Raw genomic sequence first — 13,940 nt, 5'->3', positions numbered from 1 at the left:
GGGACCTCCTCCACAAAGGTTTCCCCGACCGGGCTGTGCACAAATAGTTCGGCCGCCGGCCAGTGGATGCCCCGCACGCTCTAGCCTGCGAACATGCAGCCCGACCGATCCCCGCTCGATTTGGAGCGTCTCGCGCCCGCCGCCCGGGGCCGCCCGCGCCTCCGGGTCGGCGTCGGCGCGGCCGTCGTGTTGCTGCTGCTGGCCCTCGTCGTGGCCGTCATCGTATCCGCCATCGGCCAGCAGGCCGGGCAACGCACGGTGGGTTCAGCAACCGTCTCCATTCCCTCCGGCAGTTCGACGGCCGACTCGTTCGACGCGGGGGCTGGCGCAGCGCCAGACGCTGACGTGGGCGTGATTATCTTCGTGCACGTGCTGGGAGCGGTCACCCGGCCCGGACTGTTCGAGTTGCGCGACGGCGCCCGGGTGATGGATGCTATTGCGGCCGCCGGAGGATTGACCGTTGAGGCCGATCCCGCGGGGGTGAACCTGGCCCGCATCCTCAGTGACGGCGAGCAATTCTATGTTCCCCGTCAGGGTGAAGTGCCACCGGCAATCCCGGCTGCCGGTTCCGGTTCCGGGGGCGCGAACGCCCCAGCTGCCAAGGTCAACCTCAACTCCGCCACGGTGGCCGATCTGGATTCCCTGCCCCGCATCGGCCCGACCATGGCGCAGCGCATCGTCGACTTTCGCACGACCAACGGCCGGTTCACCAGCGTCGACGGACTGCGTGACGTCGCCGGCATCGGCGACAAAACCTTCGAGGCGCTCAAAGACCTCATCACCATATGAACCTCGACCTGCGGTTAATGCTCCCGGCACTGGCCGTCTGGCTGACCGCCGGCGTGCTCATCGCAGTGCCCGCGGGCGCCGGTATGGTTGCCGTGACCCTGTGGCTGGTCGCCGGAGCGTGTACCGCGCTGCTGGTCGTACGCCGGATGCCGCGGCGCCGGCAGTGGCCGACGGCGCCGCCCGCCGCGCGCTGGCAGAAACTGGGCGGCAGTATCGTGCTCTGCTGCGCCGGCGCAGCACTCGCAGCCACCGCCGTCGGTGTCTGGGCGCCGGTACGGCTGCCGCCCGAGGTGCGAACTGCCGCCGCAGCCCACGCAACGGTCACGGCCACCGTCACCGTATGGTCGGTTCCGGTCGCCGCGAAAGCGTTCATCGGCAGCGGCACCTCGGGGCGGGTGCGCTATCGGGCCACGCTGACCGAGATCGACAGCTGCGGGGAGACGACCCGCGTCTCGAGCCCGATCGTGGTCTTCGCGGAAGCAGCCGGAGACGGCACCGAACCGGAGATCGGCACCACCCTGGCCGTGCGCGGTACCCTGCGAATGACCGAACCCGGTGATGCCACGGTGGCCCTCCTGTTCGCCACCGGCCCAGCCCCCAACACCGAAGCAAACAGTGTCACTCCACCGCCATGGTGGCTGCACTGGGCCAATGACCTGCGCGCCCGCTTTACAACGGCGGCGACGAACCTCAGCGGTGACGGGGGAGACCTGCTTCCCGGGTTGGCCATCGGCGACACAAGCTCGGTCAGCCCCACCCTCGACTCCGCGATGAAGACCAGCTCCCTCAGCCACCTCACGGCGGTTTCCGGTGCCAACTGCGCCATCGTGATCGCGTCGATCATGCTGCTCGGCGGCTACCTTCGGCTGCGTCGTTCCTGGCGCATCGGGCTGTCGCTCCTGACGCTGCTCGGCTTCACCGTTCTGGTCACCCCGGAACCGAGCGTGCTGCGCTCGGCTGTCATGGCCACCGTCACCCTGTTGTCGATCGGGGCCGGCCGCCCCGGACGTGGTGTGCCCACCCTGCTCGCCGTCGTGATCGGTCTGCTCGTGACCGATCCCTGGCTGGCCCGCAACTATGGCTTTGCCCTGTCGGTGCTCGCGACGGCCGGGCTTCTCGTGCTCGCCGGCCCACTGGCACGCGTTCTCGCCCAGTGGATGCCGACGGCCCTCGCCGCGATCATCGCCATTCCGCTGGCTGCCCAGCTGGCCTGCCAGCCGGTGCTGATCCTGCTGAACCCCAGCCTGCCGCTCTACGGGGTACCGGCCAACATTCTGGCCGGGCCCGCCGCACCGATTGCGACGGTGGTCGGACTGGTCGCCTGCCTGACCCTCCCGGTGCTCCCCGGCGTCGCAGTGGCACTGCTCGGCCTGGCCTGGCTGCCGTCCGCGTGGATCGCGGCCGTCGCCCAGGGGGTGTCCCTGCTGCCCGGCACCCGACTGCCCTGGCCGGGCGGTGCACCGGGCGTGCTGCTGCTCGCGCTCGTCACCCTCCTCACGCTGGTCGTGGTGCTGCGCGGCCCGACCGCCCGCCCGGCCCGCTGGCCCGCCGCGGTGCTCGCCGTACTCTTGGTCGGTCTCGGGGGCTATGCCGGATCGCTCATCGGTGCGGGGATCGGCCGGGTCGCCTCCTTCCCGCCCGACTGGCAGATCGCGGCCTGCGACATCGGGCAGGGTGACGCCGTCGTCGTGCGCGACGGCGATCAGTACGCCCTCGTCGATGTGGGGCCGGACCCGCAGCTGCTCACCGTCTGCCTCGCCACCCTCGGCATTTCCCGCATTAATCTGCTCGTGCTCACCCACTACGACCTCGACCACATCGGCGGGGTCGATGCCGTCCTCGGCAAGGTCGACACGGCGCTGGTCGGAGTGCCGGAGAACGCGCAGGATGAACGCCTGCACGAACGTCTCGCAGCTGGTGGCGCCACGGTCCACCAGGGTGCCCGCGGAGATTCCGGCACCCTCGGCGGGCTGCGTTGGAACATCCTCTGGCCCATTCGCGGCGCGACGACGATGCAGGTGGGAAACCCGGGAAGCATCACGATCATGTTCGACGGGCGGGGCATCCGTTCGATCTATCTCGGCGATCTCGGCGAGGACTCGCAGAATGCCCTGCTGCGGGCGTCGCCGCCCGGGCGAGTCGACGTCGTGAAGGTCGCGCACCACGGTTCGGCCGACCAGAGCCCGAAACTCTACGCGCAGCTGCAGGCGCGGATCGGGCTCATCTCGGTCGGCGCCGCGAACAGCTACGGGCATCCCACCGACGCCCTGCTGAACACTCTCGCAGCGGTGGGAACACTGCCGATGCGCACCGACCGGGAAGGCCTGGCCGTCGTCGCGCCGGGCGCCAACGGCACCCTCGTACTGTGGACCGAGAAGGTCGGCGACCGCGGTCCCCCCGCCACTTCCACGCCCACGCAAACCGTGGCACCGGATGCTGCCGGACCGGTCGGTGCTGCGGGTTAAGCTTGATCGACCCCACCAAAATCGAGGAGAGCGCATTGGCTGCACGACCCGCCACCACCGGTTCCCGCGCCGGCAAGGCTGCGCCCGCCCGAACGAACAAGGGCACCGTCATTCCCCAGCTCGGTTGGCACCAGGTGCGTCCGGCGCCGATCGTGCTCGTCACGGGAACCGAAACTTTCCTCGCCGAACGCGCCATCCGCCAGCTGCGCGACTTTCTCAAGCTGGAAGATCCGAGCCTCGAGATCAGCGACGTGCAGGCCGACAGCTATGCTCCCGGCGAGCTGCTCACCCTCGCGAGCCCGTCGCTGTTCGGTGAGCCGCGCCTGATCAGGGTCAGCAACGTTGAAAAATGCAGCGACACGTTTCTGGCGGAGGCGCTCGACTATCTCGAGAACCCCGCCGACGACACCTACGTCGTGCTGCGTCATGGTGGGGGAGTGCGCGGCAAGAAACTGCTCGACACCATCCGCGGTGGCCTCGGCGGCGCCATTGAGATCGTCTGCACCGAGCTGAAGAAAGACACCGAGAAGTACGAATTCGCCTCCAACGAGTTCAAGGCGGCCGGCAAACGCGTCACGGCCAGCGCTCTGCGCCAGCTCGTCGCCGCGTTCTCCGACGACCTGGCCGAGCTCTCCGCCGCGTGCCAGCAACTCATCGCGGACGCAACGAGCGAGGTCACCGAGACCACCGTCGACCGCTACTACGGCGGTCGGGTCGAGACCAACGCGTTCAAGGTTGCCGACTGGGCCATCGCCGGCCGCAACGGCGAAGCATTGATCACGCTCCGCCATGCCCTCAGCTCCGGCGCCGACCCCGTGCCGATCGTCGCGGCGTTCGCCATGAAGATTCGCACCATGGCCAAGGTGTTCGGGGCTCGGGGCGGTTCCGCCCAGCTCGGCGCCCAGTTCGGCCTCGCCCCGTGGCAGGTGGAACGCGCCCAAAAAGACCTCCGGGGCTGGAGCGACGAGGGCCTCGCCCGCTGCATCCTGATGCTCGCCGAGACGGATGCCGCCGTCAAGGGCGCAGGCCGCGACCCGGTCTTCGCGCTCGAACGCCTGATCGGCGTCATCGCCCGGCGTGGCGAGCAGTAGCCCGAACCAGGCCGGTCAGCGGTCGTCGGCGTCCGCGACCGTGATGGTGGAGCGGTTCAGGTAGAGCCACACTCCGTTTTGAAAGCTCGGGTTGCCGCAGACCCGGCTGGCCACCCAAACCGGCAGCAAGGTGGTCGACGCGGAGAGGTCGGCCGGCTTGGCCAGGGCCTCGAACGACGAGGGCAGGCTCGGGCAGAATTCGAGCTGCACCCGACCGGTGATGTCGGAGAACTGCACCGACACCGGCCGCTCGGCGGGCGGCACCAGAACTCGCAGGGCGCCGAGTCCGGCGACGGCCAGCAGAGCCGCGACGGCGAACACCGCTCCGAGCGCCGACAGCGAACGGATGCGCCGAATCGTTCGCGCAGACCCGTCAGCCTCGACAGTGCCGCTGCCGGGACGGGCGGGGCCGTGATTGTCGGGGCTGCGGGGTCCCGAGACCACCGCTGCCGCGAGGTAGAACGTGATTCCACCGAGAAACAGTGCGAGCGCGACCAGCGCCACCAGCCGCTGGTCCTGCGGAGTGACCGACACCCCGTCGCTCGCGTTGAACGCGAGCCACCCGGCCACAGCCAACGCCCCGGCGCTGAGCAGGGCGGCGAGAACACGAGCGTGTACGCGGCGATGCGGGCCGCTGGCGTCGGGGACAGAACTAACCGGTGGGGTGCTCTTCACCGCGTCAGTCTAGTGGGGCGCACCACTCCAGCACCCGTACCTCAACTATCTGCGCTGCCCGCCGGTGGAAACCAGAAAACCCCCACCGGAACGGCGAGGGTTTTCGGGTCTGAGGTGCAGCATCCGCTCAAACAAGACACTGCGGCCGCTCAGCGTGCTGGATGAAACCAGAACGGATCAGACGAGGGCGCTGATCAGACCAGTGCGCCGACAGCCTTAGCGATGGCCGACTTCTTGTTCGCAGCCTGGTTCTGGTGGATGACACCCTTGCTGACGGCCTTGTCGAGCTTCTTGGAAGCAAAGGCGAGACCGACGACGGCCTTGTCCTTGTCGCCAGCGGCAATCGCGGTGCGCGTCGCGCGGATCGCGGACTTGAACTCGCTCTTGACGGCTTTGTTGCGCTCCTGGGACTTCTTGTTGGTGCCAATTCGCTTGATCTGCGACTTGATATTTGCCACGTTTTTTACGCTTTCGTTAGGTTGTAGTACGGACAGCCGCTCAGCGGGTAGAGGGCGCTTGAGCGGCGAAAATCGTGCGGGGTGGGACCCAACACGCAAGCCAACCACTAACGCTACCAGCAATTGCTCGCACCCCCAAACCGGTCCGCTCCCTCAGCGGATGCCCGCCCCCGCTTCGCCGATGGACGCTCCCGCAGCGGATGCCCACGCTCGCTTCCCGCTGGTCGCCCGCCGCAGCGGATGCCCACGCCCAACCCGGACTCCACCAAGCGCGTGCGGTGGCCGACCTCACGCGGCGCTGGACACCCGCTCGGCGATCCGCAGGAGGATGGCCGTGAAACGTTCCGGCTGGGCCAGACTCGACAGGTGCGTCGCCCCCGGCACCATGAGGACCTGGCCGTTGCGGCAGGCGGCCAGAAAGCGTCGCTCGTTCAGTCGAAAATGATCGAGGGCGCCGTTGACCAGCCAGATCGGACCCGGATACGCGGCCAGGCTGGCCAGGGGAGTCAGCGTCGCGGTCGCGCGCAGTCCGGAATCCATCACGTCGAGGGCGGCGCCGCCCGCGAGCACATCGCGCGCTCCCGCCGCAGGCAGGAGCAGCCGTGCCATGGTCTCGTGTAGCCAGAGCCCCCGGTCGGGCAGTCGGTGAATGGTGCGAGCAAGCAGCCGGTACCCCTCGAGGAGCACGCCGCGCGGTTCGGCGCTGCACCCGGCGGCGACGAGACCGGCCACCCGGTCAGGATGCTCGGCAGCGTAGGCGACGGCGTAATAGCCGCCGAGGGAGAGGCCAACGAGCAGCACCCGGCCGCCGAGCGCCGCCACCCCGGCGTCGATGGCGGCGAGCGCGGCCCGCACCGTGAACGGTTCCTGCATCCGCTGACCGTGGCCGGGCAGATCGATCGCAAGCACCGGGTGCCCGGCGGTGCGCAGCGCCTCCTCCTGCACGCGCCACATCGTGGCCGAGGCACGGATGCCATGCACCAGGAGAACCGGCACACGGGGCGGGGCAGTCTCCATGCCGGTGAGCCTAGCCAGCCGCACCCGGAGTGGGCTGATCGTCGGGCGAGGCTCCAGCCCTGAACCCTCACGCATCGACAAGAGTTCGCGCCGGGGTGTCGATTCCGCCCTGTCTCGATCGTCATGTCGGTGTCACGATCAAATGATCAGAAGGGAAACCACTATGCAATACTCACTGCTCGTCATGAGCCAAGAAGCCGGCGACGCCGAGGTCAGCGACGAAGCCATGGAGTGGGGCCGCGCGGCCTTTGACGCCTGGGCGAAGTCGCTCGATGCCGCCGGGGTGCTCGTCTCCGCAGACATCTTGCAGCCGGTCGCCCACGCAACCACCATCTCGGTGCGTGACGGTTCCCTGCTGGTGCAGGACGGCGCGTTCATTGACACCAAGGAACGCCTCAACGGAACCTTTGTCATTGATGTGCCCGACCTCGACGCGGCCATCGGCTGGGCCGAGAGGTGCCCGGGCGCCCAGTATGGGGCCGTTGAGATCCTCCCCTCTGCCATCATTTTCCGCGAAGGTGCGAGGCACAGCCAGGTCAACGAGACAGCTGAGGCCTGATCAGCCGGACGGATGCCCAGGCGCGGGCCGAGCAGGTGGCCCGCGCCTCCTACGGGCGCCTGCTCGCCGTGCTCGCCGCACCCACCGGCGACATCCCCGCCGCCGAAGACGCCCTCTCCGATGCTTTCGAACAGGCGCTCAAGTCCTGGCCTCAGACGGGCATTCCTGACAATCCGAAAGGCTGGCTGGTGACGGTGGCTCGCAATCGCCTGCGCGATCTCTGGAAATCGGCCGCGCCGCGCCGCCAGGTTCCCCTCGGCGTGCTCGGCATGGACTCGGCGCGGATCGCTGCGGTGTTCCACCTGTCGCCGACCGCCCTGGCCCAGCGGTTGGTACGGGCAAAACGGCGGGTCCGCGCCGCTCGCGTCCCGTTCAGGATCCCCGAACGCTCCGAGCTTGCCTGGCGCCTGCCGCCCGTTCTGGAAGCCATTTACGGTGCCTACGCCATCGTCTGGCAGACGGCGGCATCGCGCGAGGTTAATTCGCTCGGCGGTGAGGCGCTCTATCTCGCGACGACACTCGGCGCCCACGTCGCCCTGTGCGTCGCCATCAGCGACGTCGACGGTGCCGAAGCCGCTTTGCAGGCGCTCGAGCGCATCGAGGGCGCCGACGACTTTCAGCCGGCTTGGGCCACCCGGGCCTACCTGCTCGCCCAGGCCGGCCAATTCCAGAGCGCCCGCGCCGCCTATGCTCGAACGATTGCCCTGACGACGGATGCCGCCGCTCGCGCTCGTCAGCAGCGCACCCGCGACGACCTCGGGTAACGCACGGGGACTGCCAACCGCCGGAGCATGGAAGAATAGACGAACTATGTCACCGAGAGCCCTTCACGCGCTGGAACCGGCCGCCACGGCCCCCGAGTTCATCCGCAACTTTTGCATCATCGCCCACATCGACCATGGCAAGTCGACGCTCGCCGACCGCATGCTGCAGATCACCGGCGTCGTCGACGAGCGTTCCATGCGAGCCCAGTACCTGGACCGCATGGACATCGAGCGTGAACGCGGCATCACGATCAAGAGCCAGGCTGTGCGCATGCCGTGGGAGCTCGACGGCGTCACGTACGCGCTCAACATGATCGACACCCCCGGGCACGTCGACTTCACCTACGAGGTTTCCCGCAGCCTCGCCGCCTGCGAGGGCGCCATCCTGCTGGTCGACGCGGCCCAGGGCATCGAAGCCCAAACCCTCGCCAACCTCTACCTCGCCCTCGAGAACGACCTCACGATTATTCCGGTGCTCAACAAGATCGACCTGCCCGCCGCCGACCCTGAGAAATATGCCCGCGAACTGGCGAGCCTCATCGGTGGTCGCCCCGAGGACGTGCTGCGCGTTTCCGGCAAGACCGGCGCGGGGGTCGAGGAACTGCTCAACCTCGCTACGACCATGATTCCGGCACCGAAGGGCAACCCGGATGCCGCCGCCCGCGCCATGATCTTCGACTCGGTCTACGACAGCTACCGCGGCGTCGTCACCTACGTGCGCATGATCGACGGCCACCTCAAGGCCCACGAGAAAATCCAGATGATGTCGACCAAGGCGACCCACGAGATCCTCGAGATCGGCGTCATCTCGCCGGAACCGGTCGAGAGCAAGGGCCTGAAGGTCGGCGAGGTCGGCTACCTGATCACCGGTGTGAAAGACGTGCGGCAGTCCAAGGTCGGCGACACCATCACGACCGCGGTGCGCCCGGCGACCGACGCGCTGCCCGGCTATGACGAACCGCAGCCCATGGTCTTCTCCGGTCTGTATCCGATCGACGGCAGCGACTATCCGGCGCTGCGCGAGGCCCTCGACAAGCTCAAGCTCTCTGATGCCAGTCTCGGGTACGAGCCGGAGACATCCGTCGCCCTCGGGTTCGGCTTTCGCTGCGGATTTCTCGGCCTGCTGCACCTTGAGATCATCACAGAACGCCTCGAGCGTGAATTCAACATCGACCTGATCACGACCGCGCCGAGTGTGCCCTACGAAGTCACCACCGACGACAAACGCACCATCACGGTGACCAACCCGAGCGAGTACCCCACCGGCAAGATCGCCAAGGTGCTCGAGCCCATGGTCAAGGCAGCGATCCTCGCGCCCAAAGACTATGTCGGCGTCATCATGGAACTCTGCCAGGGCCGCCGCGGCACCCTGCTCGGCATGGAATACCTCGGCGAAGACCGGGTCGAGATTCGCTACTCGATGCCGCTCGGTGAGATCGTGTTCGACTTCTTCGACATGCTCAAGGGCCGCACCGCGGGCTACGCCTCGCTCGACTACGAGCCCTCGGGCGAGCAGGAAGCCGACCTGGTCAAGGTCGACATCCTGCTGCAGGGTGAGCAGGTCGACGCCTTCAGCGCCATCGTGCACCGTGACAAGGCCTACGCCTACGGCGCTCTGATGACCGGTCGTCTGCGCAAACTGATTCCCCGCCAACAGTTCGAGGTGCCCATCCAGGCCGCGATCGGCGCCCATATCATCGCCCGCGAGAGCATTTCGGCGATGCGCAAGGACGTGCTCGCCAAGTGCTACGGTGGTGACATTTCACGCAAACGCAAGCTGCTGGAGAAGCAGAAAGAGGGTAAGAAGCGCATGAAAATGGTCGGCCGGGTCGAAGTTCCCCAGGAAGCTTTCATCGCTGCGCTGAGCGGCGATATCGAGACGAAAGACAAGAAGTAGAGCAGATGCGCAGGGCCACCTTCACCGACGCCGCCGTCAGCTATGCCGCAATCGGCGGCACGCTCGCGCCCGATCTGATGAGCTACCCGCCCAAGGGCTACCGGCCGATGGAACAGAGCGTCAAGCTCGGCAGTTCGCAGGAACGCTTCGAAGCGGCCACGAAACTGCTGATGACGTGGGGAATCCAACGCGGCAGTGGCATGGAGGTGACCGACCTGGAAAACGGCACCGGCGTGCAGTACACCCCGGTGACCTTCCAGCCGGACGGTACGCCGGCGGCCGGCCAGCAGCATCCGGTCAACGAGGCGACCTTCGCCGAGGACGGCACCCCCTACATCGCCAACGGCATGACGGCGACCCTGAGAATGAAGCTGTGGCTGTTCCAGGTCACCGCACCCGTGCGCGTCGTGTACGTGATCGACGAGGCCACCCGCATCGGGTTCGCCTACGGCACCATGGCCGGCCATCCGGAAAGCGGCGAGGAATCCTTCATCGTCGAGCATCGAGAGGATGACTCGGTCTGGCTGACCATCCGCTCGTTCTCGCGGGCGAGCACCTGGTATTACCGCCTGGCCTGGCCGGTGCTGCGCTTTCAGCAGGCCAAATTCACCAGGCTCTACCTGCGCGCCCTGCACCCCGCTGGTGCCATCTAATAGCGGCGCCATCACCAACTGAATTCAACGTACTGGAGCACCACCCATGGCCGGACCCCACCCCGTCGGCGATCCCGCACCCGACGACGGCCTCCTTCCCGCGTCAGCAGCCGTCCACGCGGCCGAACGCGATTTCGGCGTCTACCTGCACGTGCCGTTCTGCCGGGTGCGCTGCGGCTACTGCGATTTCAACACCTACACCGCGACGGAATTGCGCGGCGTCAAGCAGAGCGACTATGCCAGCCAGGCCGTGCTCGAGGTGGAGGCCGCCGGCCGTATCCTTACCGCGTCGGGCGTGCCGGACCGTGAGGTGGCGACGGTGTTCTTCGGCGGCGGCACCCCAACGCTGCTGCCGGTGACCGACCTCGTGAAGATGCTCAGCGCCGTGCGGGACCAGTGGGGCCTGCAGGATGGTGCCGAAGTCACCACAGAGGCGAACCCGGACTCGGTCGACGCCGCCTACCTGCACGCCCTCGCCGATGCCGGCTTCACCCGGGTGTCCTTCGGCATGCAGTCGGCCGTGCCGCACGTGCTCGCGACCCTCGAACGCACCCACGACCCGGAGCGCGTGCCGCTCGTGGTGGAGTGGGCCCGCGCCGTCGGCCTCGACGTGAGCCTCGACCTCATCTATGGCACGCCGGGGGAGTCGCTCGCGAACTGGCGCACCAGCCTCGAGCAGGCGATCGACCTCAAGCCCGACCACCTGAGCGCATACTCCCTCATCGTCGAGGACGGCACCAAGCTCGCCAGGCAGATTCGCCGTGGCGAGATCGCCCCGACCGACGACGACCAGCAGGCCGACTTCTATGAACTGGCCGATGAACTGCTCAATGCCGCCGGTTACGACTGGTATGAGGTCAGCAATTGGGCCACGAGCAACGCTCACCGGTCTCGGCACAACCTCGCCTACTGGACCGGCCAGGACTGGTGGGGCGTCGGTCCCGGCGCACACAGCCATGTCGGCGGCGTGCGCTGGTGGAATGTCAAGCATCCGGCCGCCTACGCCGAGCGTATAGTGGCCGGCCTCTCTCCGGCCGCCGGACGCGAAACACTCGACGCGCCGACCCGCGAGCTTGAACGCATCCTGCTGCAGAGCCGCATCCGCACCGGCATTCCGGTAGCCTCACTGTCGACGGCCGGTCGCCGTGAGGTCGCCGGCCTCATTGCCGACGACCTTGTCAATGCCCAGGCTGCTCTCGCCGGGACGATCGAATTGACCCTGCGCGGACGGCTCCTGGCCGACGCTGTGGTGCGGCGGCTCAGTGACTAGAGCGTCGATCTACTGACTGGAGTCAGCCTCAATCGACAAACGTGCCTCAGCTGACGAAGTGGCTCAGCTGACAAACTTGATTGTGAGCGGGTAGCTGTAGCCTTCGCCGCGGTTGGCGGCGAGCGCGGCCAGAATCATGAACACGAGGGCGACGATGGCGAGCGGTGCATACAGGATGCCGCCGATGCCGAGCGTGATGACGGTGATGGGAACCAGCACGGCCGCGTAGATGTAGTACGAGATATGAAAGTTCAGCGCCGTAGCGGTGTGCGCGCGAATGAACGGTCCGCGATCGCGCAGCACGAGGTAACCGATCAGCGCCGGCAGAAAGCTGAAGATGATGCCCCCGACGTGGATCAGCGTCGCCCAGAGTTTCTCGTCAGCCGGGCTCATCGGATTGGCGGGGGTTGACTGGTACGGGTTCTGCTCAGACATGGGGTCTCCTGTGTTCGGCCCGGTCACTGGCACGGCAGTGCCAGTGACCTCCAGACTAATCGTCCCGCCGTTCCCACGTCGCTGGGCGGCTACGTGATCAGGCCTATTTGATCAGGCGCAGGGCGAACGGGTATCGGTAATTCTGACCGTCCTTGGCCTTCAGAAACCCCAGGATCGAAAAGATAACCCCGGCCAGCCAGACGATCCAGCCGAGGCCCACGAGGAGTCCGCCGATCCCGAAGGTGACGAGGGCCAGGAACGTCGATCCCACGGTGATTGCAGCGTAGGCGATCAACAGGGTGATCTGAAAGTTCAGCGCCTCCTTAGCCTCCGTGTTGGTGAGACGACCGCGGTCCTTGAAGACCAACCAGATGATCAGGGACGGCAGAAAACTCAGGATGCCGCCGAGGTGGGCCAGCGACGCCCACAGGCGATCGTCGCCCTCTGAAACGGGTGCCGCTACGACGGGGTTGGAGTACGGGCCGCCGCCAGGTTGTTGGCCATACGGCGGTTGGCCGACAGTGGGCTCACGGTAGTTGGGATCACGATTGCTGGAATCGCCGGGGGGTTGTGCCTGTGGGTCGCTCATGATCGTGCCTTTCGCTCAAAGCGGTGGGAGCGTATAGCGGCAATTAAACGCTCGCTTCCGGTTTCTGGCAATGGGCGCGCTCAGTCGATACCCGGCCGGTCGCGATACACTTAGCAGTCAGCGGATGCGAGTGCCAACGACGTGCCGACAATCCTGCGTCCCAGCGTGCCCACCGGCGCGCGCGGGGGTGGGCATCCGCTCGTGTGCAGCAGTACCCCGAAAATCAGGAAGGCGGGCACAGTGGTTTCCGACCGTGGCCTCGATGTTCTGCGCGTCATCGTGCAGGACTACGTCGCGTCCCGCGAACCCGTCGGGTCCAAATCCATCGTCGATCGGCACTCCTTCGGTGTCTCCGCCGCCACCATTCGCAACGACATGGCTCTGCTCGAAGAAGAAGAGCTGATCGCGGCGCCGCACACCTCGTCCGGGCGCATCCCCACCGACAAGGGCTACCGGGTTTTCGTTGACCACCTCGCCGACCTGCGCCCGCTCACGCCGGCCCAGCGTCAGGCGATCGAAACCTTTCTCGGCCACTCCGCCGACCTCGACGAGGTACTCGTGCGCAGCGTGCGCCTGCTGTCGCAGCTCACGCACCAGGTCGCGCTCGTGCAGTACCCTTCACTGTCCCGGGCCAAGGTGCGTCACATCGAGTTCGTCCCGCTGACCGAGACGCGGATCCTGTCGGTGTTGATCACCGATTCCGGCGGGGTGGAGCAGCGGGTGATCGACCTGCCGCGCGCGCTCGACGAGCAGACGCTCGGCGAGGTGCGTGCGCGGCTAAATGTCGCGGTTGTCGGGCTCGGCATGGCCGAAGCCAGCGTGGCTCTCGCCGCGAGCGTCTGGCCAGGTTCTCCGGCACTGCAGCCGATCGTCGACCTGATCACCAAGACCCTCGCCGACCAGGTCGGTGCGAACCGCCAGGACAAGCTCGTCATGGCCGGGGCCGCGAATCTCGTGCGCACCGAAGACGACTTCTCCGGCAGCATCTATCCGGTGCTCGAGGCGATCGAGGAGCAGGTGGTGCTATTGCGACTGTTCGGCGAAATGGAGACCGACCAGCACGGTGTCTCGGTGAGCATCGGCCGCGAAAATGCCGCCTTTGGACTGCCGGAGGCGAGCGTGCTCACCAGCGGCTACACCGCAAACGGCAACCTCGCCAGACTCGGCGTGCTCGGACCCACCCGCATGGATTACTCCAACAATATGGCGGCGGTGCGCGCCGTCGCCCGTTACCTCTCCCGCCTGCTGGGCGAGACCTAGATTTTTCCTGGCCGCGCT

General features: G+C 67.1%; 14 protein-coding genes. 9 read left to right on the top strand and 5 right to left on the bottom strand.

Features of this window, described 5'->3' with window-relative positions:
• Positions 1 to 93: 93 nt before the first annotated feature.
• From E3O25_RS07505 to holA, 3 genes are read left to right on the top strand one after another with little or no spacing between them, the layout of a single operon-like run.
• Positions 94 to 789, top strand: coding sequence for a helix-hairpin-helix domain-containing protein (locus tag E3O25_RS07505; RefSeq protein ID WP_092110007.1), 696 nt, complete (start codon positions 94 to 96; stop codon positions 787 to 789).
• Positions 786 to 3,254 (top strand): ComEC/Rec2 family competence protein, encoded by a 2,469-nt coding sequence (locus E3O25_RS07500; protein ID WP_134360853.1) that lies wholly within the window; start codon positions 786 to 788, stop codon positions 3,252 to 3,254. Before E3O25_RS07505 ends, E3O25_RS07500 begins: the two co-directional genes overlap by 4 nt.
• A gap of 35 nt (positions 3,255 to 3,289) precedes the next feature.
• Positions 3,290 to 4,345, top strand: a complete 1,056-nt coding sequence (gene holA / locus E3O25_RS07495) for a DNA polymerase III subunit delta (RefSeq protein WP_092112406.1) — start codon at positions 3,290 to 3,292, stop codon at positions 4,343 to 4,345.
• Positions 4,346 to 4,360: 15 nt separating this feature from the next.
• On the opposite strand, the gene E3O25_RS07490 is transcribed toward holA, so the two are convergent.
• The 3 genes from E3O25_RS07490 to E3O25_RS07480 all read right to left on the bottom strand — a co-directional run bounded on the left by E3O25_RS07490 (position 4,361) and on the right by E3O25_RS07480 (position 6,495).
• Positions 4,361 to 5,020: a hypothetical protein gene (locus tag E3O25_RS07490; RefSeq protein WP_134360852.1), complete on the bottom strand. Its 660-nt coding sequence runs from the start codon at positions 5,018 to 5,020 to the stop codon at positions 4,361 to 4,363.
• Positions 5,021 to 5,214: 194 nt separating this feature from the next.
• Positions 5,215 to 5,478, bottom strand: coding sequence for a 30S ribosomal protein S20 (rpsT, locus tag E3O25_RS07485; protein WP_092112360.1), 264 nt, complete (start codon positions 5,476 to 5,478; stop codon positions 5,215 to 5,217).
• A 288-nt stretch (positions 5,479 to 5,766) separates the two neighbouring features.
• Positions 5,767 to 6,495, bottom strand: coding sequence for an alpha/beta fold hydrolase (locus tag E3O25_RS07480; RefSeq protein WP_134360851.1), 729 nt, complete (start codon positions 6,493 to 6,495; stop codon positions 5,767 to 5,769).
• 163 nt (positions 6,496 to 6,658) lie between these two features.
• Between E3O25_RS07480 and E3O25_RS07475 the strand changes: the two genes are divergently transcribed.
• Genes E3O25_RS07475 through hemW form a run of 5 tightly spaced genes read left to right on the top strand, consistent with a single transcriptional unit; the run spans position 6,659 to position 11,638 of the window.
• The gene (locus E3O25_RS07475) at positions 6,659 to 7,054 is read left to right on the top strand and encodes a YciI family protein (protein WP_134360850.1); all 396 of its coding nucleotides are present in this window, start codon (positions 6,659 to 6,661) and stop codon (positions 7,052 to 7,054) included.
• A 35-nt stretch (positions 7,055 to 7,089) separates the two neighbouring features.
• Complete coding sequence (locus E3O25_RS07470; RefSeq protein ID WP_241988533.1) at positions 7,090 to 7,818, top strand: sigma factor; 729 nt, start codon at positions 7,090 to 7,092, stop codon at positions 7,816 to 7,818.
• 46 nt (positions 7,819 to 7,864) lie between these two features.
• The gene (gene lepA, locus E3O25_RS07465; RefSeq protein WP_092112366.1) at positions 7,865 to 9,715 is read left to right on the top strand and encodes a translation elongation factor 4; all 1,851 of its coding nucleotides are present in this window, start codon (positions 7,865 to 7,867) and stop codon (positions 9,713 to 9,715) included.
• A gap of 5 nt (positions 9,716 to 9,720) precedes the next feature.
• Positions 9,721 to 10,368: a DUF1990 family protein gene (locus E3O25_RS07460; protein WP_092112368.1), complete on the top strand. Its 648-nt coding sequence runs from the start codon at positions 9,721 to 9,723 to the stop codon at positions 10,366 to 10,368.
• A 46-nt stretch (positions 10,369 to 10,414) separates the two neighbouring features.
• The gene (hemW, locus tag E3O25_RS07455) at positions 10,415 to 11,638 is read left to right on the top strand and encodes a radical SAM family heme chaperone HemW (RefSeq protein WP_092112370.1); all 1,224 of its coding nucleotides are present in this window, start codon (positions 10,415 to 10,417) and stop codon (positions 11,636 to 11,638) included.
• A 63-nt stretch (positions 11,639 to 11,701) separates the two neighbouring features.
• On the opposite strand, the gene E3O25_RS07450 is transcribed toward hemW, so the two are convergent.
• A complete protein-coding gene (locus tag E3O25_RS07450) occupies positions 11,702 to 12,073 on the bottom strand; it encodes a DUF4870 domain-containing protein (RefSeq protein ID WP_241983874.1) in 372 nt (123 codons plus the stop codon).
• A gap of 103 nt (positions 12,074 to 12,176) precedes the next feature.
• Positions 12,177 to 12,662 carry a DUF4870 domain-containing protein gene (locus E3O25_RS07445; protein ID WP_134360848.1) on the bottom strand — a complete coding sequence of 162 codons (486 nt, stop codon included), beginning with the start codon at positions 12,660 to 12,662 and terminating at the stop codon, positions 12,177 to 12,179.
• A 240-nt stretch (positions 12,663 to 12,902) separates the two neighbouring features.
• On the opposite strand from E3O25_RS07445, the gene hrcA reads away from it, so the two are divergent.
• Positions 12,903 to 13,922 carry a heat-inducible transcriptional repressor HrcA gene (hrcA, locus tag E3O25_RS07440; protein WP_092112374.1) on the top strand — a complete coding sequence of 340 codons (1,020 nt, stop codon included), beginning with the start codon at positions 12,903 to 12,905 and terminating at the stop codon, positions 13,920 to 13,922.
• Positions 13,923 to 13,940 lie beyond the last annotated feature (18 nt).

It is taken from the genome of Cryobacterium sp. TMT1-3 (assembly GCF_004402315.1).
Classification (GTDB): Bacteria; Actinomycetota; Actinomycetes; order Actinomycetales; family Microbacteriaceae; genus Cryobacterium; species Cryobacterium luteum.
The sequence above is the reverse complement of the archived record's forward strand: the minus strand, read 5'-3'. Positions and strand labels throughout refer to the sequence as shown.

What these genes read in the sequence shown, in the direction of transcription:
- E3O25_RS07480 (WP_134360851.1), bottom strand. Translation starts at nt 6,495, where the DNA reads ATGGAGACTGCCCCGCCCCGTGTGCCGGTTCTCCTGGTGCATGGCATC.
- E3O25_RS07500 (WP_134360853.1), top strand. Translation starts at nt 786, where the DNA reads ATGAACCTCGACCTGCGGTTAATGCTCCCGGCACTGGCCGTCTGGCTG.
- E3O25_RS07445 (WP_134360848.1), bottom strand. Translation starts at nt 12,662, where the DNA reads ATGAGCGACCCACAGGCACAACCCCCCGGCGATTCCAGCAATCGTGAT.
- hemW (WP_092112370.1), top strand. Translation starts at nt 10,415, where the DNA reads ATGGCCGGACCCCACCCCGTCGGCGATCCCGCACCCGACGACGGCCTC.
- E3O25_RS07450 (WP_241983874.1), bottom strand. Translation starts at nt 12,073, where the DNA reads ATGTCTGAGCAGAACCCGTACCAGTCAACCCCCGCCAATCCGATGAGC.
- E3O25_RS07505 (WP_092110007.1), top strand. Translation starts at nt 94, where the DNA reads ATGCAGCCCGACCGATCCCCGCTCGATTTGGAGCGTCTCGCGCCCGCC.
- E3O25_RS07475 (WP_134360850.1), top strand. Translation starts at nt 6,659, where the DNA reads ATGCAATACTCACTGCTCGTCATGAGCCAAGAAGCCGGCGACGCCGAG.
- lepA (WP_092112366.1), top strand. Translation starts at nt 7,865, where the DNA reads ATGTCACCGAGAGCCCTTCACGCGCTGGAACCGGCCGCCACGGCCCCC.
- E3O25_RS07460 (WP_092112368.1), top strand. Translation starts at nt 9,721, where the DNA reads ATGCGCAGGGCCACCTTCACCGACGCCGCCGTCAGCTATGCCGCAATC.